Here is a 20,331-nt window from a genome sequence, read left to right as displayed (position 1 = left end):
GGGCCGCAGAGGAAATCTAATGCCCGGCCGTCCGGCACCCATCACCCGTTGGAGTGATCTTGTCCCAAGTCTCCGCAATCGAATTCAGCGGCTCATTACCAGCGCTTTTCTTTTCGGGAGCGGATCACCGGCCGACGCGTGCTGAAGGGCACCTTCCTTACGTCACATGCGCTGAAAGGGACTTTCGTCTCATCCGGTGCAGCGAAAGGGACTTTCCTCGCATCAGACGCGAGGAAAGTCCCTTTCAACTCACCTGCGTCCTGTTCCGCATCCGGATCAAAGGACAAAACCGGCCGGAAACGGATCGGTGGGGTCGAGCAGGTAGGTCGCCGTGCCGGTGATCCACGCCCGGCCGGAGAACTCCGGGATCACCGCGGGCACCCCGCCGACCGTCGTCTCGGCCACCAGCTCGCCGGTGAACGTCGTGCCGATGAACGAGCTGTTCTCGAACGGCGTGTGCAGCGGCAGCTCGCCGCGCGCGTGCAGCTGGGCCATGCGGGCGGACGTGCCGGTGCCGCACGGCGACCGGTCGAACCAGCCAGGGTGGATGGCCATCGCGTTCCGCGACGCCCGCGCGTCCGAGCCCGGGGCGAGGAACTGGACGTGCTTGCAGCCGCCGATCAGCGGGTCGGCCGGGTGCTTCGGCGGCCGCTGCTCGTTGATCGCGCCCATGATCGCCAGCCCCGCGGCCAGTATCCGGTCCTTTTCGGACCGTTCGAACGGGATGTCCACTTCGGACAGGTCGAGGATGGCGTAGAAGTTGCCGCCGTAGGCCAGGTCGTAGCGAACCTCGCCGAGGCCGGGCACGTCCACCACCGCGTCGCGCTCGGCGAGGAACGAGGCCACGTTGCGCAGCTTGACGCGTTCGGCGCGGCCGTCGCGGACGGTCACCTCCGCGTGCACCAGCCCGGCCGGGGTGTCCAGGCGCACCACCGTGACTGGCTCGGTCACCTCGACCATGCCGGTCTCCACCAGCACCGTGGCGACCCCGATGGTGCCGTGGCCGCACATCGGCAGGCAGCCGGACACCTCGATGTAGACCACGCCCCAGTCGGCGTCGTCCCGGCACGGCGGCTGCAGGATCGCCCCGCTCATCGCGGAGTGACCGCGTGGCTCGTTCATCAGGAACTGCCGGAGGTGGTCCAGGTGCGCCATGAAGTGACGGCGGCGCTCGGCCATCGTGGCGCCGGGGATCGGGCCGACGCCGCCGGTCACCACCCGGGTCGGCATGCCCTCGGTGTGCGAGTCGACCGCGGTGATCGCGCGGGAGGAACGCATCTACGCCACCCCCAGCGCCGCGAGCGCGCGGCCCATGTCCGCGCGGACCTGCTCGCGCTGGGCGTCCGAGAGCGGGCCCCGCGGCGGACGGCACGGCCCGCCGTGGCGGCCCACCATGTCCATGCCGAGCTTGATGGCCTGGACGAACTCGGTGCGCGAGTCCCACCGGAACGCGGCGACCAGCGGTTCGTACAGTGCCTTGGCCTCGTCGAGCTTGCCGGTGGTGGCCAGTTCGTACAGCCGCGCCGACTCGGCGGGGAACACGTTGGGGAACCCGGCGAACCAGCCGGTGGCGCCCATCAGCAGGCTTTCCAGGACGACGTCGTCGGCGCCGCTGATCACGGCCAGTTCCGGGGCCCGCTCGCGGATCTCCAGGACGCGCCGGACGTCCCCGGAGAACTCCTTGACGGCCACGACGTTGCCGATCTGCGCGATCTCGGCCAGCAGGTCCGGGGTGAGGTCGACCTTGGTGTCGTAGGGGTTGTTGTAGACCATGACCGGCAGCCCGGCCGAGGCGACGGCCTCGAAGTGCGCGAGGACTTCGCCGCGGTTGGCGCGGTAGAGGGTCGGCGGCAGGCACAGGACCCCGTGCGCGCCGTCTTCGGCGGCGGCTTCGGCCCACTGCCGGGCCTGGTGCGCGCCGGGGGCGTGCACGCCGGCGACGACGATCCCGTCGTCACCGACGGCTTCGACGGCGGTGCGCACGACGCGGCGCCGTTCCTCGTCGGTGAGCGAGGAGTACTCGCCGAGGGAGCCGTTCGGGCCGACGCCGCGGCAGCCGTTGTCGACGAGCCACCGGCAGTGCTCGGCATAGGAGTCGTAGTCGACGGCCAGCCCGGCGGGCGCGGAATCGTCGGCCCGGTAGGGCAGCGCGGCGGCGACGACCACGCCGCCGAGGTCGCGGGTGCTCATGGGTTCAGGTCTCCTTCGGCTCGGCAAGCTCGCCCAGGCGGATCGGCTGGGCGATCGGACGATGGTGCCGCTCGGCGCCGCCGCACAGCTCGGCCACGGCGGGGCCGCACATCCGTCCCTGGCACGGCCCGAGCCCGGCGCGGGTCGCGAGCTTGAGCGCGTGCGGGCCCGGCGTGACCGGAGCACCGGCCGCGCGGGTGAGGTCGCCGTACGTCGTTTCCTCGCAGCGGCAGACGATCGTGTCCTCGCGCAGCCAGCCGCGCCACGCCGGGCCGATCGGGTGGGCGGCGGCCAGCCTGCGGGCGAACTCCCGGGCCCGGTCACGCTCGCGCAGCAGCCTCCGACCCGGCACTCCCCCGGCCGCGGCACAGCCGGCGACGGCCCCTTCCGCGGCCGCGGCGGCCGCGCCGCCGATGCCGGTGATCTCCCCGGCCGCGAACACCCCGGCGGCACTCGTGCGCTGGTCGTCGTCGACCCGCACGAACCCGCCGTCGAGAGCGCAGCCGGCCGCGACGGCGAGTTCCGGCTGGGGCACGAACCCGTGCCCGACGCAGACGGCGTCGACCTCGACGGTCCGTTCGGTGCCGGGCACCACCGACCAGTCGGCGCGCACCCGCGCGGTCACGACCTCGCGGACCCGGTCGTCCCCGCGGGCTTCGACGACCACGCAGCCCATGCGGTACGGCACCCGGTGCCGAGCGAGCGTGGCGGCGTACCGGGCCAGTTCGGCCAGTTTCCCGGCCGCGACCGGCCCGGACCATCCTTTGCGGACTGTCGCGAAAGGATTGGCCTCCAGGACGGCGGCCACCTCGGCGCCGACCGCGAGCAGCGATGTGGCAACCGGCAGCAGGAACGGCCCGGCCCCGGCGACGAGCACCCGCCGTCCGATCGCCACCCGCTCCCCCTTGGCCAGCGCCTGCGCGGCACCGGCGGTGCAGACGCCGGGCAGCTGCCAGCCGGGGAAGGGCAGGGTCCGGTCGTGCGCGCCGGTGGCCAGGATGAGTGCGTCCGGTTCGAGGGTGTGCCGCTGCCTTCGCGTGCCGTCGGCGGGGCCGCGCAGGACGTGGACCCGCGGCCCGGGTTCGACGGCCCAGACGGCGCTTTCCGGCCACCACGTGCAGCGGCCCAGGATCCGCTCGAAGGCGGGCCGCCGGACGCCGTGCTCCGCCCGGTGGTACTGCCCGCCGGGGGCATCGGCCTGGTCGAGGATGGTGACGTCGGCCCCGGCGCGCAGCGCGTGCTCGGCCGCCGCCAGCCCGGCGGGCCCGGCCCCGACCACCACGACGTGCGTCATACGCCCTCCCCGGCGCGCACCACCACGACGTGCGTCACGCGCCCCGCCCGCCGGTCGAAGACACGCACGCCCACCCGGGCACGCAGCGCTTGCCCGGCCGCCGCCAGCCCGGCAGGCCCGGCGCGCAATGCGTGCTCGGCCGCCGCCAGCCCCGCAGGCCCGGCACCCACCACCACAACTCCCATCACGCGCCCTCCCGCCGCGACTGGGTGCGGATCTCGTCGCCGTCGGTGGCGCGGCGGCGGCAGGCTCGGATGTCCGGGATGCCGTTGACCGTCAGCAGGCAGTCGAAGCACGCGCCGATTCCGCAGAACACCCCGCGCGGTGCGCCGGACCGGGTCGTGCGCCACGACATGCGCCCGGCCGCCAGCAGCACTCCCGCCACCGTCTGGCCCGCGATGCCGCGCACCGGCTCGCCGTCGACCGTGATCTCGATCGGCCGGTCCTGTCCGCCGTCCCGCCGGAAGCCGCTCATGCCAGCACCGCCGGACGGTCCACAGTGAACTCCGCCACCGGCATCGACAACGCCACGCCGGTCAGCATTTCGCGCAGCAGCCGGGCCGTTCCCACGCTCAGGCCGATGCCCGCGCCCTCGTGGCCGGTCGCGTGCCACAGGTTCGCCAGCCGCGGGTCCTCGCCGAGCACCGGGCGGTGATCGTCCACATAGGGCCGGAAGCCGCCGTACGCGCGCATGATCGTCGCGTCCGCCAGCGCCGGGAACAACCTCAGCGCCTTGGCCGCGATCGCGCCCAGGACGTCCGGCCGGATCGTGTCGTCGAACCCGACACGGCGGCGGGACGAGCCGATCAGGACCGTGCCGCCCCACGTCGACTCGACCACCGCCGACGTCTGCAGCTCGCCGCTGGCGGTCTCGACCGCTCCGACGTAGTCGGCGTCGTACACCTTGTGCCGCACCACGCCGGGCATCGACGTGGTCACCAGCACCTCGCCGCGCCGCGGCCGGACCGCGACCGGCGCGCCCAGGCGGGCCGACACGGGACCCGCCCACGGGCCTGCCGCGTTCACGACGACGTCCGCCTCGATCACCTCGCCCGGGGTGCGGACGCCGGTGATCCGGCCGCCGCGCACGACCGCGCCGGTCGCCTCCGTGTCCGTCCGCAGCCGGGCGCCTGCGGCGAGCGCCGCGCCCAGCAGGGCCAGCGCCGCACCGGCCGGCTGGACCTGCGCGTCCTCGGGGTAGCGGACGGCCGCGGTCACCTCGCGGGTGAGCCCCGGTTCGGCCGCCGCGACCTCGGCCGCGGTGAGCCGCTCGGTCCGCACCCCGGCCGCGGCCTGGGCGGCGGCGAACGCGGTCAGCGCGCGGGCCCCGGCTTCGGTCGTCGCGACGACGATGCCGCCCTTGGGGTCGAACTCCGTGGCGGCCGCCGCCCGCGGGTCGGTGACGGCGATTTCGGCGAGGATCTGCGGCCACAGCCGGGCGGACAGCTGCGCGAGCGCGAGTTCGGCGCCCGGGCCCTTGTCCGAGACGAGGACGTTGCCTTCGCCGTGCGACGTCGTGCCGCCCGCGGGACGGCCGCGGTCGAGGACCAGGACGTCGAAGCCGGACGACGCGAGTTCGCGCGCGCACGCCGCGCCGACGATCCCGGCGCCGATCACCACCACCCGCGTTCGGTCCATCAAACCTCCTGCGTTCGGTATAGCGAACGACAGAACCGAGTGTCAATCCGCCGGAACGGGGTGGGGGCGGCCGTCGAGCCGCTCGTCGGCGCGGTACTGCAGCAGCAGGACGGAGTGCACGGGCGCGGTGAGCGCGGTGTAGCTGTGGGGCTCGCGGGCGTCGAAGGCCACGTAGTCGCCGGGGCCGAGGTCGACGACCTGCCCGGCGACCTCCACGCGCAGCCGCCCGGTCTGCACGACGGTGTGCTCGACGCCGACGTGGCCCTGCGAACGCTGCGGCGCGTCGCCGCGGACGACCTGGTCGTAGACCTCGAAAACGCTGTTGTCGGCTTCGATCCGCCGCAGTGGCCGCAGGTCGACACCCTCCCCGCGGAGGACCTCGACCTCCGCGGCCCGCACGACGGTCAGCCCGCCGCGCGGCCGGTGGTCCAGCAGGTCGGAGATGGCCACTTCGAGGGCGCGCGACAGGCTGAAGACGGTCTCGATGGTCGGGTTGCCCGCCCCGGCCTCCAGCTGCGAGAGGGTCGCCTTGCCGATCCCGGACCGCCGCGACAGCTCGGACAGCGACAGGCCCCGTGCCCCGCGGGCGGCCCGCAGGTTCACCGCGAGCATGTCCCGGATCGAAGGACCGTTGTCCTCGGCAGCGTTCGGTAAAGCGTCCACCCGTCCTCGCTTCTCGTTCGGTTTGCCGATCGGTCAGGAGGTCATGATGCCACGTCACCGGGTCCGGTCAGGGTGTCCTCCAGCTTCGCGAGCAGGCCGGTGAGCGCGCCGCGCTCGGCGGGCGTCAGGCCGGCGACCAGCTCCGCCTCGTGCTCCAGCAGCTGCCGGACGGTGGACTCGATCAGCCGGTGCCCCTCCTCGGTGAGCCGCACCCCCACCGCGCGTCGCGACGCCGAAGAAGGGGACCGCTCGACCAGACCGGCCTGCTCGGCACGGGCGATCCGCTGGGACACCGCGCCCGCCGTGACCAGCGTGCGGCGGGTGATCTCGCGCGTCGTCAGCTCGTACGGCGGGCCCGACCGGCGGATCACGCTCAGCAGGTCCAAAGTGGACGCGTCGATGCCCAGTGCGGCGAGGGTGCGGCGCCGGTCGTCGGCGAGGAGCTTCGCGATGCGCCAGACCGGCGTGATGATCTCGATCGACTCGGTCCGCACGCCCGGCAGTTCACGTTGCCAGGACTCGGCGATGTCGGCCGCGGGCCACCGCAGGATCGCTTCGAGCGGGTAGCCGTCGTTCGACATCGGTGTCGCCTCCCTGTTACGTTTAGAGCTAAACATAGCAGACCGGAGGAGGAACTGTGGACCGAATCGTGCTGGTCACCGGCGGCAGCAGCGGGCTGGGCAAGGCCGTGGCCGCCCGGTTCCGCGCCGACGGCGACACCGTCTTCGTCACCGGGCGGGACGCCGGACGGCTCGGCCGGGCGGCCGCCGAGATCGACGCGCGGCCGATCGCCTGCGACGCCACCGATCCCGGGCAGGTCGCGCGCCTGGCCGACGAGCTGGGCCCGGACCTCGACGTGCTGGTCAACATGGCCGGACGCAACACCGACCTCGACGACGACAGCCCCGCCGAGGGCCTCGAAGGCGTGCTCGCCGCGTGGCGGGCCAACCTCGACGCGAACCTGCTCAGCGCGGTGCTCACCACCACCGCGGTACGCGGCAAGCTGCGTCCCGGCGGCACCATCGTCAACGTCGGCTCGATCGGCGCCGAGTACGCGAGTTCGTCCTACGGTGCCGCGAAGGCCGCGCTGGCGGCGTGGACCGCCGGGCTGTCGTCGGAAGTCGGCCCGAAGGGCGTCACCGCCAACCTGATCTCGCCCGGGTACATCGCCGACACCGACTTCTTCCACGGCAAGCTCAGCGAGCAGCGGCGCGAGGCGCTGATCGACGCCACCCACAACGGGCGCGCGGGACGGCCCGCCGACATCGCGGACACCACGTTCTTCCTGGCGTCCGCGGGCGCGCGGCACATCACCGGCCAGACCCTGCACGTCAACGGCGGCGCCCACACGACGCGGTAAACCACTGGACCGGCTGGCTAGCGTGGATCGGTGACCCCCTCGATCCTCGCCATGGCCGGCCTGGCCACCCCGATGGCCATCCGGGTGGCCGCCACCCTCGATCTCGTGGAACACGCGGGCAGCACCGGGAAAACCGCGGACGAACTCGCCGAAGCGAGCGGCACGTCCGCGCCCGCCCTGCAGGTCCTGCTCGGCCACCTCGTCGCGATCGGCGTCTTCGAGGAGGACTCCAGCCGCTACCGGCCCACCGGCCTCGGAGCCCAGCTGCACGAGGACGCCCCGCAGGGCGTCAAGCCGCTGCTCGACATCCGCTGCGCGGGCGGGCGCGCCGAACTCGCCTTCACCGACCTGCTGGAGACGATCACCACCGGCGCGCCCGCCTACGCGAAGCGGTACGGGCGTGGTTTCTGGGCCGACCTCGACGCCGATCCGGCGCTGCGCCGGTCGTTCGACGCCCAGATGCGCTGGCGGTTCCGGACCCACGCCCCCGAGATCGCCGCCCGCTTCGCCTGGCACCGCTTTCCGCGGATCCTCGACGTCGGCGGCGGCAACGGGACGCTGCTCGAAGCGATCCTGCTCGCCCACCCGGACGTCCGTGGCGAGGTGCTCGACCTGGCGCCGTCGGCGGCGGCCGCGGCCGAGCGGCTCGCCGCCGCCGGGCTCGCGGACCGGGCAGGCGCGGTGCCGGGCAGCTTCTTCGACCCGCTGCCCGGCGGCGCGGACGCCTACCTGCTGTCGGACATCCTGCACGACTGGGACGACGGGAACGCCCGCCGCATCCTGGCCCGCTGTCGCGAGGCGGCCGCGCCGGACGCCGCCGTCGTGGTGGTCGAGCCGGTGCGGCACCAGGGCGCCGACACGGCGATCGACCTGTTCATGCTGATGTGCTTCGGCGGCCGCGAACGGACCGTCGGGGAACTGACCGCGCTGGCCGCGGAAAGCGGGCTCGTCCTGCGTGGCACGATGGTGGTGTCGGAAGGTCGGACGGCGCTGGAGTTCGGCGTCGCTTGACTCTCCACCTACTGGAGACTTTACCGTCGTGACCATGACGATCACGGTCCTCGACACCTACCCGGCCATTCGCGAAATCCTCCAGGCGCCGGCGTCCGAACGGCCCGAGCTGCTGCGCGCGATGCTCCAGCCCGCCGCGGGGATGTACAAGTACTTCCCCGGCGAGGTCGACCTGGTCGCCATGCACGGGATGGGGTCCGGCTTCCCGCTCGACCGGGACGGCGAGCGCTGCCTCGAAGCACTCGAGGCCCTGCACGACGCCAAGGCGTGGACGCGGATCCAGGGTGCGCTCGAAGAGGGCGTCAGCGCGCAGCTCGCGGCGACGCCCGGCATCACCGTGCCGGACATCACCGTGCTGCTGGTCCTCGGCGACCCCGGCGACGAGCACTTCATGGGCCCCGCGCTGGGCATGGCGGCGAACGGCAGCGTCACCGGCTACCTGTACCTCAACGTCTGGCCGTACCCGGAGAACCTGGCGCGGCTGGAGGCGACCGCGGTGCACGAGCTGAACCACAACCTCCGCTACGCCCCGGGCGGGGTGGTGTGGAACCCGGCGACGGTCACCGTCGGCGAGCAGGTCGTGTCCGAAGGCCTGGCCGACGCGTTCGCGCGGCAGCTGTACGGCGACGAACTCGGCTACTCGCGATTGGCTGTGGCGCATCTGCACGACGACGAGGTCTACCGCAAGGTCCTTTCCGGACTCGAGGTGACCGGCATGCAGAACTTCACGGCCTGGGTACACGGCGACGAGTTCGCGGCCCGCTACGGCGCAACCCCGGTCGGCCTCCCGGCCGGGGCGGGGTACGTGGCGGGCAACCGGCTGGTCGACGCCTACCTGGCCGCCACCGGCAAGACCGCGGCCGAGGCACTGCACGTCCCCAGCCGGGAAGTGATCGACGTGGCGGGTCAGCGGGCGTAGGTCAGGCAGTTGGCCGCGTGGCCACCTCGCCCGGGCCCGACGCGGCCGATCAGCGGGTGTAGGTCAGGTAATTGGCCGCGTGCCCGCCCTGGCCCGGGCCGAGTTGGCGGCGTGGCCACCCTCCCCCGGGCCGACACGGCCGATCAGCGGGTGTAAGTCAGGCAATTAGCCGCGTGCCCGCCCTCACCCGGGCCGACGCGGACGCTGGGTGCCGTGCACTCGAGCGCCGAGTTGTGCCGGCAGTCGGCCCGGGAACACGCCCCTACCTGGGCGACCACGCGGTCCAGGCCGCCCTTGGTGTTCAACGGGACGAACGTGCCGCAGTCGGCGGAGCCGTTGTCGCCGCCGACCGTAATCGCGAACGCGTGGCACCCGTCGTGGTTGTACGAACAGCCGCTGACCGTGCACTCGTGCACGGCGGGCATCTCGGTGGTGGTCATGCTCGCTCCTGGTTCCGTGGTGGGAAACAGCCGGTCCCCCGACGCTCCCACCGCGGCGCGGGTCCCGCAATCCGGACGGCCGCTCACCGGGTGAACCTTCCCGCCCGGCCGGGTGAGAAACCCGGCCGGGCGAGGGAAGTTCAGTCCGTCAGGGTGGCCGGGTCGCTCGTGCCCGGCCGTCCCGTCTCGACGTGCCCGGCGAACCGGCGCAGGAACTTCGGGTCCTCATCGGACACCACCGTCACGTCGTACCAGTTCCCGCTGCGCCGCGTGTCCACGACCTCGACGGCCCGCGCGCCCGGGCGCAGGACCCGCGTGGCCGAACGGCGCCCGTACGCGTCGGTCAGCGTCAGGCGCACCGTGGTCTTCCCGCCGTTGGCCAGCGCCACCGAGACGTTCCCGCTGCGGCCGTCCCGGCGCACGGTCACCTCCGGACCCGCCGCGCCGCCCCGGAACTGGCGGACGAAACCGTTCGGGCCGTGCACGGTGTAGTCGTAACCCGCGGCCGCCGGGAGCGTGGCGGCCAGCGAACGCCCGGCGCCCACGGTGTACGTCCGCGGGGCGGCGCCCGGCGACGTCACGAGGAAGGCCGCGCCCGCGCGGCCGGAGCTGGTGAACGTCACCGTCAGGCCGTCCGCGCCCAGCTGGGCGTCGGCGGCCAGGTCGTAGGGCAGCGGCCGGGCCGGGCGCAGCCCGCGTTCCTGCTTCGGCAGCACGCCCTTGGCCGGGACCGCGGGCACGTAGTCGGGGTGCCGCTCGCGGTCCGGCGGGAGGTAGCCGGACGTGTCAGGCAGCGCCGGGACCGCCGTGTCGGTCCGCGCGAAGTCGAACGCCGACGTCAGGTCCCCGCACACCGAACGGCGCCACGCCGAGATGTTCGGCTCCGCCACGCCGAACCGGCGTTCGAGGAACCGGATGATCGAGGTGTGGTCGAAGGTTTCCGAGCACACCCAGCCGCCCTTGCTCCACGGCGAGACCACCAGCATCGGTACGCGCTGGCCGAGCCCGTACGGCCCGGCCGGGTTCGCCGCCGAGCCGGGGTAGATCTCCCCCGCGGTGTCCACTGTGGACTGCCCGGCCGTCGCGTACGGCGGGACGACGTGGTCGAAGAAGCCGTCGTTCTCGTCGTAGGTGATGAACAGCGCCGTCTTGCTCCACACCTCCGGGTTCGCCGTGAGCGCGTCGAGCACCTGCGCGATGTACCAGGCCCCGTAGTTCACCGGCCAGTTCGGGTGCTCGCAGAACGCCTCCGGCGCGGTGATCCAGGAAACCTGCGGCAGCTTCCCGGCTTTGACGTCGGCGCGCAGCTGGTCGAAGTACCCCTCGCCCGCCTTGACATTCGTGCCGGTGCGGGCCTTTTCGTAGAGGGGGTCGCCGGGCTTGGCGTTGCGGTAGGCGTTGAAGTACAGCAGGGAATTGTCGCCGTAGTTGCCGCGGTAGGCGTCCTGGATCCAGCCCCAGCCGCCCGCCGCGTCGAGGCCGTCGCCGACGTCCTGGTAGATCTTCCACGACACCCCGGCCTTCTCCAGGCGTTCGGGGTAGGTCGTCCAGGAATAGCCCTTTTCGTCGTTGCCGAGGACCGGGCCGCCGCCGGTGCCGTCGTTGCCCGTGTAGCCGGTCCACATGTAGTAGCGGTTCGGGTCGGTGGAGCCCATGAACGAGCAGTGGTAGGCGTCGCAGACGGTGAACGCGTCGGCCAGCGCGTAGTGGAACGGGATGTCCTCGCGCGTCAGGTACGCCATCGTGGTCGAGCCCTTGGCGGGCACCCACTTGTCGTAGCGGCCGCCGTTCCACGCCGCGTGCGTGTCCTTCCAGCCGTGCGGGAGGTCCTGGATGAACTGCAGGCCGAGGTCGTCGGCGTCGGGCCGGAACGGCAGGATGTCGCGCTTGCCGTCGGACTGGGCCCACACCGGCTTCCCGTCCGGCAGGGTCACCGGCCGCGGGTCGCCGAAGCCGCGGACGCCGCGCAGCGTGCCGAAGTAGTGGTCGAACGACCGGTTCTCCTGCATCAGGACGACGACGTGCTCGACGTCCTGGAGCGTGCCGGTGCCCCGGTGGGCGGGAATCTCCGCCGCGCGGGCGATGCTGGTGGAGAGTGCGGAAAGGGCGGCGGTGCCGCCGGCCAGCTGCAGGAAACGCCGTCGGTTGACGTCCGTCATGAGGACTCCGGGGGTGTCGTGGTGGAGAGCCGGGTCAGTATGGGTGGCTGATCGCGAACCTGTGCCGGGCCCGAGGCTAACGCCGCGCGAAAGCCTGGTTAACGGCTGCGATCGGACAGGACGTTGACAGAGATACGGAAGTACGTACTAAAGTAGTGCCTCACTATGAATGACGTACTCAATCTGGCCCGTGACCCGGGCGACCTCCTCTACTCCCCCGACGTCCGGGCCGCGCTGGCCGGCTTCACCCGCGGCGAAGACACCGGCCCGCTCGAAGCCGCCGCGGCCGTCCGCACGGCCGCACGCAGCCTCGAACAGCTGCGGGCGAACGGAACCGGAACCCGCGGCCTGAGCCCGGGCGCCCTCGACATCCTGATCCGGCTGGAGTCCGACGACGCCGGGGCGAACGTCAAGGACCTGGCCGCCTCGGCCGGGGTCAGCTCCCGCAACGTGACCGGGCTGGTGGACACGCTGGAACGCGCGGGGCTCGCGGAACGCTCCCCCGACCCGGCGGACCGGCGTTCGGTGCTGGTCCGGATCACCCCGGACGGCCGCACGTGGCTCGACGAGTTCCGGCGGCCGTCCCAGCTGGCCATGGCCGCCCTCTTCCGCGGGTTCACCGCCGCCGAAACGGCCCAGCTGCGGCACCTGTGCCTGCGCCTTGCCGAAAACCAGCACCAGCTCGCCCGCCACCTGGAGAACCGATGACCCGCGAGACCGTCCAGGCCTACCACCGCGCCCGCTTCGACGGCGACGTCCCCGCCGCGGCGGCCCAGCTCGCCGGCACGTTCTCGTTCGAGAGCCCGCTGATGAAGTCCGGCGACGCCCACGGCCACCTCGCGGGGCTCGCCGCGTTCGTCGGGGTGGTCACCGGCGTGGAGATGATCAGCGATCTGTACGGCGAGTCGGAGGCGACGCTGGTCTACGACGTCCACACGGCCACCCCGGTCGGCGTGCAGCGCACCGCGGAGCACTTCCGGTTGCGGGACGGGAAGATCGAGTCGATCACGCTGATCTTCGACGCGACGCGCCGGCATCCGGTGCCGGCCGCGGCGACGGCCCGCCCGGATGCCCGGGATGTGGAGACCGCGGGCTGAGCTCGAACACCGGGCGGGCCGCCGCCACGTCCCGCTTACCCGGCCGCGGTGGCCGCAAACCCGGGGCGAGTCCCGCTTCCGCCCAGCGGAGGCCTGAGGGGGGTGACCTGCGAGCGGAAGCGGGAGACTGAGGCCGGTACGGGGGTCGCCTCGCGGCGAACGGCGCTACACGGCTCCTGCGTGACCGGTATTCCGTGAAGGCAAGGGGTGAGGCCCGGGGACACCGCCGTACCGACACCCTGTACAACGTCCTTACGCGGCAGGTGTTCCGGCGGGCGTACGTGACGTGCGTCGCTCCATGGTCTGGACCGCCCAGCGGGTCAGCGCGGGGATCGGCGCGACCGCCGCGAGGAACACCCCCGCGACCACCAGCCACCCCAGCGGACCGAGGCCGCCGACCGTCAGGGTGAACACGCTGGGGCCGACCATCTGGACCGTGGCCGTCGCGGCTTCGCTCACGCCCTGGTAGGCGCCCTTGGCGTCCTCGCGCATGAGCCGCACCGAAAGTCCCCAGCCCGCGGCGACGTAACCCAGCTCGCCCGCGACGTGCAGCAGGGCAGCCAGCACCACCGCGGTGACGGCTCCCGCGCCCGCGCCGCCGGAGGTCGTCGCGAGCAGCACGCAGCTCGCCGCGAGCGCCACGCCGGACGCCACCGCCGTGCGCGCGGCCCGCGCCGCCGTGTGGCCGAACCGCGCGAACGGCACCTGGAACACCGCGATGCCCGCCGAACCGAGTGCGACGACGATGCCGCCGAGCCCGAGCGGCAGGTGCGTCCAGCCCGACAGCCACAGCGGCAGCCCGGTCGACAGCATGGCCCAGCACAGGGAAAGCACCGCCGTGGCCGCGGCGACGCACAGGTACGGCCGGTCGCCCAGCACCAGCCGGATTCCCGGGCGCCGCGGCGGTTGCGCGGCCGGGGCGGGCACCAGCAGCGTCGTCCCGGCGAGGACGAGGAAGCTGACGGCGTTGACGGCGATCGCCAGGGTGTAGGCCCACCGGGCGTCGGCGGTGAGCACCAGCGCGCCCAGGCCCGCGCCGGCGGCGTACCCGACGTGCTGGGCCACCCGCTGCTGGGCCAGCACGCGCATCCGCTCGCCAGCACCGTCGACCAGCCCGGTGACGAGGGCCGTGCGGACCGCGGTGCCGCCGGTCGCCAGCGCGGTGAACGGCACGGTCACGGCCAGGAACGACCACGTGCCGTCCACCGCCAGGTAACCGGCCATCGCGGCGGCGCGCACCAGCGTGAGCGTGACCAGGACCGGCCGCGCGCCCACCCGGTCGGCGAGGGCGCCCAGCGGGACGGCGGCGGCCATGCCCGCAGCGCTCGCCACCGCCAGTCCCGCGCCCACGGTGACCGCGGGCAGTCCGGCGATGCGGGTCAGGTAGAGCGCCCAGATCGTGAACCACAGGCCGTCGCCGAGCGCGGACACGCCCCGGCCCCACAGCAGGCTGCGCAGTCCGTTCATACGACCACCCTTCACAAGTCCGTGAATGGTAAGCACAGCGACGGCAGGGCCGCAACGACCATTCAGCAAGCCGTGAAGCGTGTTAGGATCGCGCGCGGAAGGGAACGGTGATGGGCGGACTGGTCGATCCCGGCAACGCCGTCCAGGGCGCGATCGTCGAGCTGACCCGCGAACTGGCCGATCCGGTGCGGCTCACCGCCCTGCAGGTGCTGGCCGCCGAGGGGCCGCACACGATGGTGCAGCTGGCCGACGCGCTGGGCGTGTCCGCCCCGCGCCTGGGCAACCACCTGGCCCGGCTGCGCGCCGCGGGACTGGTGACCGTCGAGCACACCGGGCGTCACGCCCTGTACCGCGTCGGCCGCGACGACCTCCTGCCGGTGCTGACGGCACTCGCCCGCTACGCCGGCAACGACGCCATCACCCCGCCGGGCCGGACCGCGGCGGGCGCGGACATCGCGCACACGTGTTACGACCACGCGGCGGGACGGCTCGGCGTGGCGGTGTTCGCGATGCTCGTCGACCGCGGCGCCCTGCGGCCGCCCGATGGCTCGTCCTCCGACGTCGCCCTCGGCCGCGACCTCGCGGCGTTCACCGACCTCGGCGTCACACCGGAGGCGGTGGACCCCGGCAGGCGGCGGCTCGCCACCGCCTGCCTGGACCGGACCAATCGCGTCCCGCACCTCGGCGGCGTCCTCGGGAAGGAGGTCCTGGACGCCCTGCTCGCGGCCGGGGTCGTCGTGCGCGGCCCGGGAGACCGCGAGCTGCGGATCACGCCCCGCGGCCGGCGGCGGCTGGCCACCCTGCTGCCCGGCTTCACGCCGTCGTGAGCGCTCCGAGGTGGGCGGCGTAGAAGGCCGCCAGCTCGTCGACCGCCGGGCCCACGTACTGCTCGCGGTCGTAGAGGTCGACGTGGCTCGCGCCCTCGATCCAGTGCAGGCGCTTCGCTTCGCGCGCGAGGGCGAACGCGTCGGTCGTCATGTGGCGGGTGACCGCTTCGGTGCCCGCGATCATGAGCAGCGGGCGGGGTGCGATGAGACCGGCGAATCGGGCCGCGTCGAAGGCGACGATGCGGTCGATGCTGTCCCAGGTGAACACGCCCGTCGAGCGCGGGTGGCTCGCCCGCCCGGTGCGGTAGTACTCGAAGCCCTCGAACCCGTGCTGGCCGCCCGCGGCGCGGGCCTCCTCGGCGGTCGGCGGGAAGATCGGGAACGTCGTCATGGGCTCGCCGTGTGCCTCGGCGGTGCGGGCCGCGGCCGCGGCGTCGAGCATCGCCTGGACGACCGCGGGATCCTGGGTGCCGTCGGCGCCTTCGCGGAACATCCGGCCGACGTCAGCGGCGCTGACCGTCGCGACCGCCTTGATGCGGTGATCGGTCGCCGCGGCGGGCAGGACGTACCCGCCCGACGCGCAGATGCCGAGCGCGCCGATCCGCTCGGAGTCGGCTTCGGGGCGGGTGGTCAGGAAGGACACGGCGGCCTTCAGGTCCTCGACGCGCTGGGCGGGGTCTTCCCGGTCGCGTGGCAGGCCGCCGCTTTCGCCCTGGTAGGCGGCGTCGAAGGCGAGGGCGACGAAGCCGCGTTCGGCGAGCAGGCGGGCGTAGAGGCCGGCGGCCTGCTCCTTGACACCGCTCGCGGGGTGGCCGACGACGACCGCGGCGCGTGGCCGTCCGTCGAAGTCCGCCGGGAGGTGGAGGTGGCCGGAAACCGTGATGCCGGCGCTGGGGAAAGTGACGTTCTCAGGCATGACTCCAGGCTGGCCCCGGTCGCGCGATGCCGTAAGAGGCGGGTTTCTTCGGGGGAAGAATCCTGCCCACCCTCGCCCACGCCGTCCGGGGCACAATCGGCGTCATGGAACCGACGCGCGAACTCGGCGACTTCCTCAAGGCACGCCGGGCCCGGCTGAGCCCGCGCGACGTCGGCCTGCCCGAGCCGGGGACGCCCCGGCGCGTCGCCGGGCTGCGCCGCGAAGAGGTGGCGCAGCTCGCGGCCATCAGCGTCGACTACCTGACGCGGCTGGAGCAGGGCCGGGTGGCGGCGTCGGCGGCGGTGCTCGCGACGCTGGGCCGGGCACTGCGGCTCAGCGAGGACGAACAGTCCTATGTGCACCAGCTGGCGGGCAAGCCGTACCGCCGCCGTCGCCGCGCGGCGGAGAAGGTCCGCCCCGCGATGCGGCGCCTGCTGGACCAGCTGGCCGAGACCCCGGCGATGGTGCTGGGCCGGCGGATGGACATCGTGGCCTGGAACCCCGCCGCGGCGGCGTTGTTCACCGACTTCGCGCGGTATCCGCCGAACCGCCGCAACTACGTGTACCTGCTGTTCGCCGACCCGCAGGTGCGGGCGTTGCACGCGGAGTGGGAGGAGGCGGCCCGCACGGCGGTGGCGGCCCTGCACCTGGAGGCGGCCCGCGACCCGGACGCCCCGGAGCTGGCGGACCTGGTCGGCGAGCTGGCGGTGCGCCACCCGGAGTTCCGCACATGGTGGGCGGCCCACCACGTGACGTCGGCGAGCTACGGCGTCAAGCGCTACCGCCACCCGGTGGCCGGCGAGCTGACGCTGGACTGCGACGTCTGGGACAGCCCGGACGGCAGCGGCCAGCGGCTGATGGTGCTCACCGCCGAAGCAGGGTCGCCCGCCCACGAGGCGTTGCGGATCCTGACGTCGTGGACCGCCGAGGCCCTGCCGCGCGGCTGAGCCTCCCCATCAGCCGCGCCGGGACGCGGACAGGAACTCCCGGTTCAGGGCGGCAATGCTGGCGAACGGAATCCCCTTCGGACACGACGCCACGCACTCGCCGGTGTTGGTGCAGCCGCCGAAGCCCTCGGCGTCCATGGTCTCGACCATGTCCAGCACCCGCCGTGCCCGCTCGGGCCTGCCCTGCGGCAGCAGCGAAAGGTGCGTCACCTTGGCCGCGGTGAACAGCATCGCCGAGCCGTTGGGGCACGCCGCGACGCAGGCTCCGCAGCCGATGCACGTCGCGTTGTCGAACGCCAGGTCCGCGTCCGGCTTCGGCACCGGTGTCGCGTGGGCGTCCGGGGCGCTGCCCGTCGGCGCCGTCACGTAGCCGCCCGCCTGGACGATGCGGTCCAGCGCCGACCGGTCGACGACCAGGTCCTTGATCACCGGAAATCCCTTGGCTCGCCAGGGTTCCACGTCGATGACGTCGCCGTCGGCGAACGAGCGCAGGTGCAGCTGGCACGACGTCGTGCGCTCGGGCCCGTGCGCCTCGCCGTTGATCACCACGCCGCACGAGCCGCAGATGCCTTCGCGGCAGTCGTGGTCGAACGCCACCGGGTCCTCGCCTGCCGCGATCAGCTGCTGGTTCAGCACGTCCAGCAGTTCCAGAAAGGACATGTCGGGGCTGACGTCCTCGACCGGGTAGGACACCAGCCTGCCCTCGGCGGCCGGGCCGGGCTGGCGCCAGATGCGGACGGTGAGGTTCATGTGTAGCTCCGCTGGGTGGGATGGACGTGCTCGAAGACCAGCTGCTCGCGGTGCAGCACCGGCGGCGTGCCGTACTCCCACGCCGCCACGTGGGCGAAGTTCTCGTCGTCGCGTTGCGCTTCCCCGGACGGCGTCTGGTGTTCCTCGCGGAAGTGGCCGCCGCAGGATTCCTCGCGGACCAGTGCGTCGAGCAGCATCAGCTCGGCCAGTTCCAGGAAGTCCGCGACGCGGCCGGCCTTCTCCAGTTCCTGGTTCAGCTCCGCCGCGCCACCCGGGATGCGCACGTCCCGCCAGAACTCCGCACGCAGCGACGGGACGCGGTCCAGTGCCTTGCGCAGGCCTTCGCGCGTGCGGGACATTCCACAGTGGTCCCACATCAGCAGGCCCAGCTCACGGTGGAACGAGTCCACCGACCGCGTGCCACGCACGGCCAGCAGCCGCGTAATCCGTTGGCGTGCCTCGGTTTCCGCCTGCGCGACCGCGTCCGGGTCGACGTCGTCGAGCCGCGTGCTGCCCAAGTAGTCGTTCAGTGTGGCCGGGAGGACGAAGTAGCCGTCCGCGAGCCCCTGCATGAGCGCCGACGCGCCGAGGCGGTTGGCACCGTGGTCGGAGAAGTTCGCCTCGCCGATCACGAACAGCCCCGGGATCGTGCTCTGCAGGTCGTAGTCCACCCACAGCCCGCCCATCGTGTAGTGGATGGCCGGGTAGATCCGCATCGGCACCGCATACGGGTCCTCCGCGGTGATCCGCTGGTACATGTCGAAGAGGTTGCCGTACCGGGCTTCGATCGCCGGGCGGCCCAGCCGCCCGATCGCGTCGGCGAAGTCCAGGTAGACGCCGAGGCCGCCGGGGCCGACGCCGAAACCCGCGTCACAGACGTTCTTGGCCGCCCGCGACGCGATGTCGCGCGGGACGAGGTTGCCGAAGCTGGGATACAGCCGTTCGAGGTAGTAGTCGCGCTCCTCCTCGGGAATCTCCCCCGGCGGCCGCGGATCTCCCGCCCGCTTCGGGACCCAGATCCGGCCGTCGTTGCGCAGCGACTCGCTCATCAGCGTCAGCTTCGACTGGTGCTCCCCCGACCGCGGGATGCACGTCGGGTGGATCTGCGTGAAGCACGGGTTCGCGAAGTACGCGCCACGCTTGTGCGCACGCCAGATCGCGGTGGCGTTGGAGCCCTTGGCGTTGGTGGACAGGTAGAAGACGTTGCCGTAGCCGCCGGTGGCGAGCACGACGGCGTCCGCCAGGTGCGTGGTGATCTCCCCGGTGACCAGGTCACGCGCGACGATGCCGCGAGCCCGGCCGCCGGAGACGACCAGGTCGAGCATCTCGGTGCGGGCGTGCAGCTCGACGTTGCCCGCGTCGATCTGCCGCGACAGCGCCTGGTACGCGCCGATCAGCAGCTGCTGGCCGGTCTGGCCGCGCGCGTAGAACGTCCGCTGCACCTGCACCCCGCCGAAGGAGCGGGTGTCGAGCAGGCCGCCGTACTCGCGGGCGAACGGGACGCCCTGGGCCACGGCCTGGTCGATGATCTGCGCCGATACCTGCGCCAGGCGGTACACATTGGACTCCCGCGCGCGGAAGTCGCCGCCCTTGACCGTGTCGTGGAACAGCCGGTACACCGAATCGCCGTCGTTGCGGTAGTTCTTGGCGGCGTTGATTCCCCCTTGCGCGGCAACGGAATGCGCGCGCCGCGGCGAGTCCTGGAAGCAGAACTGCACGACGTGGTAGCCCTGCTCGGCGAGTGTCGCGCCGGCCGAGCCACCGGCCAGCCCGGTGCCCACCACGATGACGCGGTGCCGTCGCCGGTTGGCCGGGTTCACCAGCTTCGCCGCGAACTTCCGTTCGTCCCACCGGCTTTCCAGCGGGACATGGGGTGCCTTGGTGTCGGCGATCGCTTCGCCGACGACGTAGTCCGTCATCAGTGCACCAGTCCTGTCATGATCGCGACCGGGACGAGGGCGTAGCCGCCCGCGACCACGACCGCCGTCGTGCTGCCGAGGATCCTGATCGCCCGCTCCCGTCTCGCGGTGGCGACGCCCAGCGTGCGCGCGGCACTGGCGAAGCCGTGGTGGATGTGCAGGCCGAGCATGGCCAGCGCGGCCAGGTAGATCAGGTTGACCCACCAGACCTGGAAGTCCGCGACGAGGTTGTGGTACGGGTCACCGGGCACGAAGTCCCGGTGCACCGCGCCGACGGTGAAGTCGAGGATGTGCCAGACGACGAACAGCGCCAGCGCGGCCCCGCCCCACCGCATGGTGTGCACGGCGAAGCCGGCGCGCACCGGCCGCCGGTGGACGTAGCGGACCGGCCGCGCGCGCCGGTCCCGCCGGGTCAGCTGCACCGCCGCGGTGACGTGCAGCACCAGCGCGGCGAACAGGACCGCGCGCTGGATCCAGAGGAACCAGCCCTGGCCCAGGACGGGCGCGCCGATGGTGCGCAGCCAGTGGGCGTAGTGGTTGAGCTCGTCCGCGCCGAGGAAGGTCTTGAGGTTGCCGGCCATGTGCGCGAGCACGAAGGCGAGCAGGAGTGCCCCGCTCGCCGCCATGACGATCTTCTTGCCGATCGTCGAAGCCCAGAAGTGCCGGACGCGCCGCCGCGCCGCCAGATCGCTTGCCACCCGACCGACGGTAGGAGCCGCCCGCATCAGAGGTCA

The 20,331-nt window shown here is 72.9% G+C and carries 22 protein-coding genes; 7 read left to right on the top strand and 15 right to left on the bottom strand.

Annotated features, from left to right (window positions below):
• Positions 1-276: 276 nt before the first annotated feature.
• The 8 genes from ABJI51_RS11380 to ABJI51_RS11345 all read right to left on the bottom strand — a co-directional run bounded on the left by ABJI51_RS11380 (position 277) and on the right by ABJI51_RS11345 (position 6,366).
• Positions 277-1,278 (bottom strand): proline racemase family protein, encoded by a 1,002-nt coding sequence (locus ABJI51_RS11380; protein ID WP_348949935.1) that lies wholly within the window; start codon positions 1,276-1,278, stop codon positions 277-279.
• Positions 1,279-2,190, bottom strand: coding sequence for a dihydrodipicolinate synthase family protein (locus ABJI51_RS11375; RefSeq protein ID WP_348949933.1), 912 nt, complete (start codon positions 2,188-2,190; stop codon positions 1,279-1,281).
• A gap of 4 nt (positions 2,191-2,194) precedes the next feature.
• Complete coding sequence (locus tag ABJI51_RS11370; RefSeq protein WP_348949931.1) at positions 2,195-3,484, bottom strand: FAD/NAD(P)-dependent oxidoreductase; 1,290 nt, start codon at positions 3,482-3,484, stop codon at positions 2,195-2,197.
• Positions 3,481-3,672 carry a hypothetical protein gene (locus tag ABJI51_RS11365; RefSeq protein ID WP_348949929.1) on the bottom strand — a complete coding sequence of 64 codons (192 nt, stop codon included), beginning with the start codon at positions 3,670-3,672 and terminating at the stop codon, positions 3,481-3,483. Before ABJI51_RS11365 ends, ABJI51_RS11370 begins: the two co-directional genes overlap by 4 nt.
• Positions 3,669-3,959: a (2Fe-2S)-binding protein gene (locus ABJI51_RS11360; protein WP_348949927.1), complete on the bottom strand. Its 291-nt coding sequence runs from the start codon at positions 3,957-3,959 to the stop codon at positions 3,669-3,671. The genes ABJI51_RS11365 and ABJI51_RS11360 overlap by 4 nt, the downstream gene beginning before the upstream one ends.
• Positions 3,956-5,122 (bottom strand): NAD(P)/FAD-dependent oxidoreductase, encoded by a 1,167-nt coding sequence (locus ABJI51_RS11355; RefSeq protein WP_348949925.1) that lies wholly within the window; start codon positions 5,120-5,122, stop codon positions 3,956-3,958. Before ABJI51_RS11355 ends, ABJI51_RS11360 begins: the two co-directional genes overlap by 4 nt.
• A gap of 42 nt (positions 5,123-5,164) precedes the next feature.
• On the bottom strand, positions 5,165-5,734 hold the full coding sequence (locus ABJI51_RS11350; protein WP_348949924.1) for a helix-turn-helix domain-containing protein: 570 nt from the start codon (positions 5,732-5,734) through the stop codon (positions 5,165-5,167).
• 92 nt (positions 5,735-5,826) lie between these two features.
• Positions 5,827-6,366 carry a MarR family winged helix-turn-helix transcriptional regulator gene (locus ABJI51_RS11345; RefSeq protein WP_348949922.1) on the bottom strand — a complete coding sequence of 180 codons (540 nt, stop codon included), beginning with the start codon at positions 6,364-6,366 and terminating at the stop codon, positions 5,827-5,829.
• 56 nt (positions 6,367-6,422) lie between these two features.
• Between ABJI51_RS11345 and ABJI51_RS11340 the strand changes: the two genes are divergently transcribed.
• From ABJI51_RS11340 to ABJI51_RS11330, 3 genes are read left to right on the top strand one after another with little or no spacing between them, the layout of a single operon-like run.
• On the top strand, positions 6,423-7,145 hold the full coding sequence (locus ABJI51_RS11340) for an SDR family NAD(P)-dependent oxidoreductase (RefSeq protein ID WP_348949920.1): 723 nt from the start codon (positions 6,423-6,425) through the stop codon (positions 7,143-7,145).
• Between the two features lie 30 nt (positions 7,146-7,175).
• Complete coding sequence (locus ABJI51_RS11335; protein WP_348949918.1) at positions 7,176-8,156, top strand: methyltransferase; 981 nt, start codon at positions 7,176-7,178, stop codon at positions 8,154-8,156.
• A 34-nt stretch (positions 8,157-8,190) separates the two neighbouring features.
• The gene (locus ABJI51_RS11330; RefSeq protein WP_348949916.1) at positions 8,191-9,075 is read left to right on the top strand and encodes a DUF2268 domain-containing putative Zn-dependent protease; all 885 of its coding nucleotides are present in this window, start codon (positions 8,191-8,193) and stop codon (positions 9,073-9,075) included.
• Positions 9,076-9,218: 143 nt separating this feature from the next.
• Here the strand turns inward: ABJI51_RS11330 and ABJI51_RS11325 are convergent, their stop codons facing one another.
• Together ABJI51_RS11325 and ABJI51_RS11320 are read right to left on the bottom strand one after the other, a co-directional pair.
• Positions 9,219-9,515, bottom strand: a complete 297-nt coding sequence (locus ABJI51_RS11325) for a DUF1540 domain-containing protein (RefSeq protein ID WP_348949914.1) — start codon at positions 9,513-9,515, stop codon at positions 9,219-9,221.
• Positions 9,516-9,655: 140 nt separating this feature from the next.
• Positions 9,656-11,674: a phosphocholine-specific phospholipase C gene (locus tag ABJI51_RS11320; RefSeq protein ID WP_348949912.1), complete on the bottom strand. Its 2,019-nt coding sequence runs from the start codon at positions 11,672-11,674 to the stop codon at positions 9,656-9,658.
• A 165-nt stretch (positions 11,675-11,839) separates the two neighbouring features.
• On the opposite strand from ABJI51_RS11320, the gene ABJI51_RS11315 reads away from it, so the two are divergent.
• Together ABJI51_RS11315 and ABJI51_RS11310 are read left to right on the top strand one after the other, a co-directional pair.
• Positions 11,840-12,382, top strand: coding sequence for a MarR family winged helix-turn-helix transcriptional regulator (locus tag ABJI51_RS11315; protein ID WP_348949911.1), 543 nt, complete (start codon positions 11,840-11,842; stop codon positions 12,380-12,382).
• Complete coding sequence (locus tag ABJI51_RS11310; RefSeq protein WP_348949909.1) at positions 12,379-12,771, top strand: nuclear transport factor 2-like protein; 393 nt, start codon at positions 12,379-12,381, stop codon at positions 12,769-12,771. The genes ABJI51_RS11315 and ABJI51_RS11310 overlap by 4 nt, the downstream gene beginning before the upstream one ends.
• A gap of 252 nt (positions 12,772-13,023) precedes the next feature.
• On the opposite strand, the gene ABJI51_RS11305 is transcribed toward ABJI51_RS11310, so the two are convergent.
• Entirely contained in the window at positions 13,024-14,238 is a 1,215-nt protein-coding gene (locus ABJI51_RS11305) for an MFS transporter (RefSeq protein ID WP_348949908.1), read from the bottom strand.
• A 110-nt stretch (positions 14,239-14,348) separates the two neighbouring features.
• Between ABJI51_RS11305 and ABJI51_RS11300 the strand changes: the two genes are divergently transcribed.
• The gene (locus ABJI51_RS11300) at positions 14,349-15,065 is read left to right on the top strand and encodes an ArsR/SmtB family transcription factor (RefSeq protein WP_348949906.1); all 717 of its coding nucleotides are present in this window, start codon (positions 14,349-14,351) and stop codon (positions 15,063-15,065) included.
• On the opposite strand, the gene ABJI51_RS11295 is transcribed toward ABJI51_RS11300, so the two are convergent.
• Positions 15,052-15,981, bottom strand: a complete 930-nt coding sequence (locus ABJI51_RS11295; RefSeq protein WP_348949904.1) for an alpha/beta hydrolase — start codon at positions 15,979-15,981, stop codon at positions 15,052-15,054. The genes ABJI51_RS11300 and ABJI51_RS11295 overlap by 14 nt on opposite strands.
• Positions 15,982-16,085: 104 nt before the next feature.
• Between ABJI51_RS11295 and ABJI51_RS11290 the strand changes: the two genes are divergently transcribed.
• Positions 16,086-16,928, top strand: a complete 843-nt coding sequence (locus ABJI51_RS11290) for a helix-turn-helix domain-containing protein (RefSeq protein WP_348949902.1) — start codon at positions 16,086-16,088, stop codon at positions 16,926-16,928.
• 9 nt (positions 16,929-16,937) lie between these two features.
• On the opposite strand, the gene ABJI51_RS11285 is transcribed toward ABJI51_RS11290, so the two are convergent.
• The 3 genes from ABJI51_RS11285 to ABJI51_RS11275 are packed head-to-tail and all read right to left on the bottom strand — an operon-like array spanning position 16,938 to position 20,322.
• A complete protein-coding gene (locus ABJI51_RS11285) occupies positions 16,938-17,678 on the bottom strand; it encodes a succinate dehydrogenase/fumarate reductase iron-sulfur subunit (protein ID WP_348949901.1) in 741 nt (246 codons plus the stop codon).
• On the bottom strand, positions 17,675-19,597 hold the full coding sequence (locus ABJI51_RS11280; protein ID WP_348949899.1) for a fumarate reductase/succinate dehydrogenase flavoprotein subunit: 1,923 nt from the start codon (positions 19,595-19,597) through the stop codon (positions 17,675-17,677). Before ABJI51_RS11280 ends, ABJI51_RS11285 begins: the two co-directional genes overlap by 4 nt.
• Positions 19,597-20,322 (bottom strand): succinate dehydrogenase cytochrome b subunit, encoded by a 726-nt coding sequence (locus tag ABJI51_RS11275; RefSeq protein ID WP_431605596.1) that lies wholly within the window; start codon positions 20,320-20,322, stop codon positions 19,597-19,599. The genes ABJI51_RS11280 and ABJI51_RS11275 overlap by 1 nt, the downstream gene beginning before the upstream one ends.
• Positions 20,323-20,331 lie beyond the last annotated feature (9 nt).

The sequence above is a fragment of the Amycolatopsis melonis genome (assembly GCF_040064235.1).
GTDB classification, from domain to species: domain Bacteria; phylum Actinomycetota; class Actinomycetes; order Mycobacteriales; family Pseudonocardiaceae; genus Amycolatopsis; species Amycolatopsis melonis.
This window is presented reverse-complemented; position numbering and strand designations above follow the sequence as displayed.

Coding starts and splice junctions, on each gene's coding strand:
- ABJI51_RS11345 (WP_348949922.1), bottom strand. CDS start 6,366: ATGTCGAACGACGGCTACCCGCTCGAAGCGATCCTGCGGTGGCCCGCG.
- ABJI51_RS11305 (WP_348949908.1), bottom strand. CDS start 14,238: ATGAACGGACTGCGCAGCCTGCTGTGGGGCCGGGGCGTGTCCGCGCTC.
- ABJI51_RS11285 (WP_348949901.1), bottom strand. CDS start 17,678: ATGAACCTCACCGTCCGCATCTGGCGCCAGCCCGGCCCGGCCGCCGAG.
- ABJI51_RS11310 (WP_348949909.1), top strand. CDS start 12,379: ATGACCCGCGAGACCGTCCAGGCCTACCACCGCGCCCGCTTCGACGGC.
- ABJI51_RS11295 (WP_348949904.1), bottom strand. CDS start 15,981: ATGCCTGAGAACGTCACTTTCCCCAGCGCCGGCATCACGGTTTCCGGC.
- ABJI51_RS11315 (WP_348949911.1), top strand. CDS start 11,840: ATGAATGACGTACTCAATCTGGCCCGTGACCCGGGCGACCTCCTCTAC.
- ABJI51_RS11330 (WP_348949916.1), top strand. CDS start 8,191: ATGACGATCACGGTCCTCGACACCTACCCGGCCATTCGCGAAATCCTC.
- ABJI51_RS11355 (WP_348949925.1), bottom strand. CDS start 5,122: ATGGACCGAACGCGGGTGGTGGTGATCGGCGCCGGGATCGTCGGCGCG.
- ABJI51_RS11370 (WP_348949931.1), bottom strand. CDS start 3,484: ATGACGCACGTCGTGGTGGTCGGGGCCGGGCCCGCCGGGCTGGCGGCG.
- ABJI51_RS11325 (WP_348949914.1), bottom strand. CDS start 9,515: ATGACCACCACCGAGATGCCCGCCGTGCACGAGTGCACGGTCAGCGGC.
- ABJI51_RS11375 (WP_348949933.1), bottom strand. CDS start 2,190: ATGAGCACCCGCGACCTCGGCGGCGTGGTCGTCGCCGCCGCGCTGCCC.
- ABJI51_RS11275 (WP_431605596.1), bottom strand. CDS start 20,322: ATGCGGGCGGCTCCTACCGTCGGTCGGGTGGCAAGCGATCTGGCGGCG.
- ABJI51_RS11350 (WP_348949924.1), bottom strand. CDS start 5,734: ATGCTCGCGGTGAACCTGCGGGCCGCCCGCGGGGCACGGGGCCTGTCG.
- ABJI51_RS11300 (WP_348949906.1), top strand. CDS start 14,349: ATGGGCGGACTGGTCGATCCCGGCAACGCCGTCCAGGGCGCGATCGTC.
- ABJI51_RS11280 (WP_348949899.1), bottom strand. CDS start 19,597: ATGACGGACTACGTCGTCGGCGAAGCGATCGCCGACACCAAGGCACCC.
- ABJI51_RS11360 (WP_348949927.1), bottom strand. CDS start 3,959: ATGAGCGGCTTCCGGCGGGACGGCGGACAGGACCGGCCGATCGAGATC.
- ABJI51_RS11290 (WP_348949902.1), top strand. CDS start 16,086: ATGGAACCGACGCGCGAACTCGGCGACTTCCTCAAGGCACGCCGGGCC.
- ABJI51_RS11320 (WP_348949912.1), bottom strand. CDS start 11,674: ATGACGGACGTCAACCGACGGCGTTTCCTGCAGCTGGCCGGCGGCACC.
- ABJI51_RS11380 (WP_348949935.1), bottom strand. CDS start 1,278: ATGCGTTCCTCCCGCGCGATCACCGCGGTCGACTCGCACACCGAGGGC.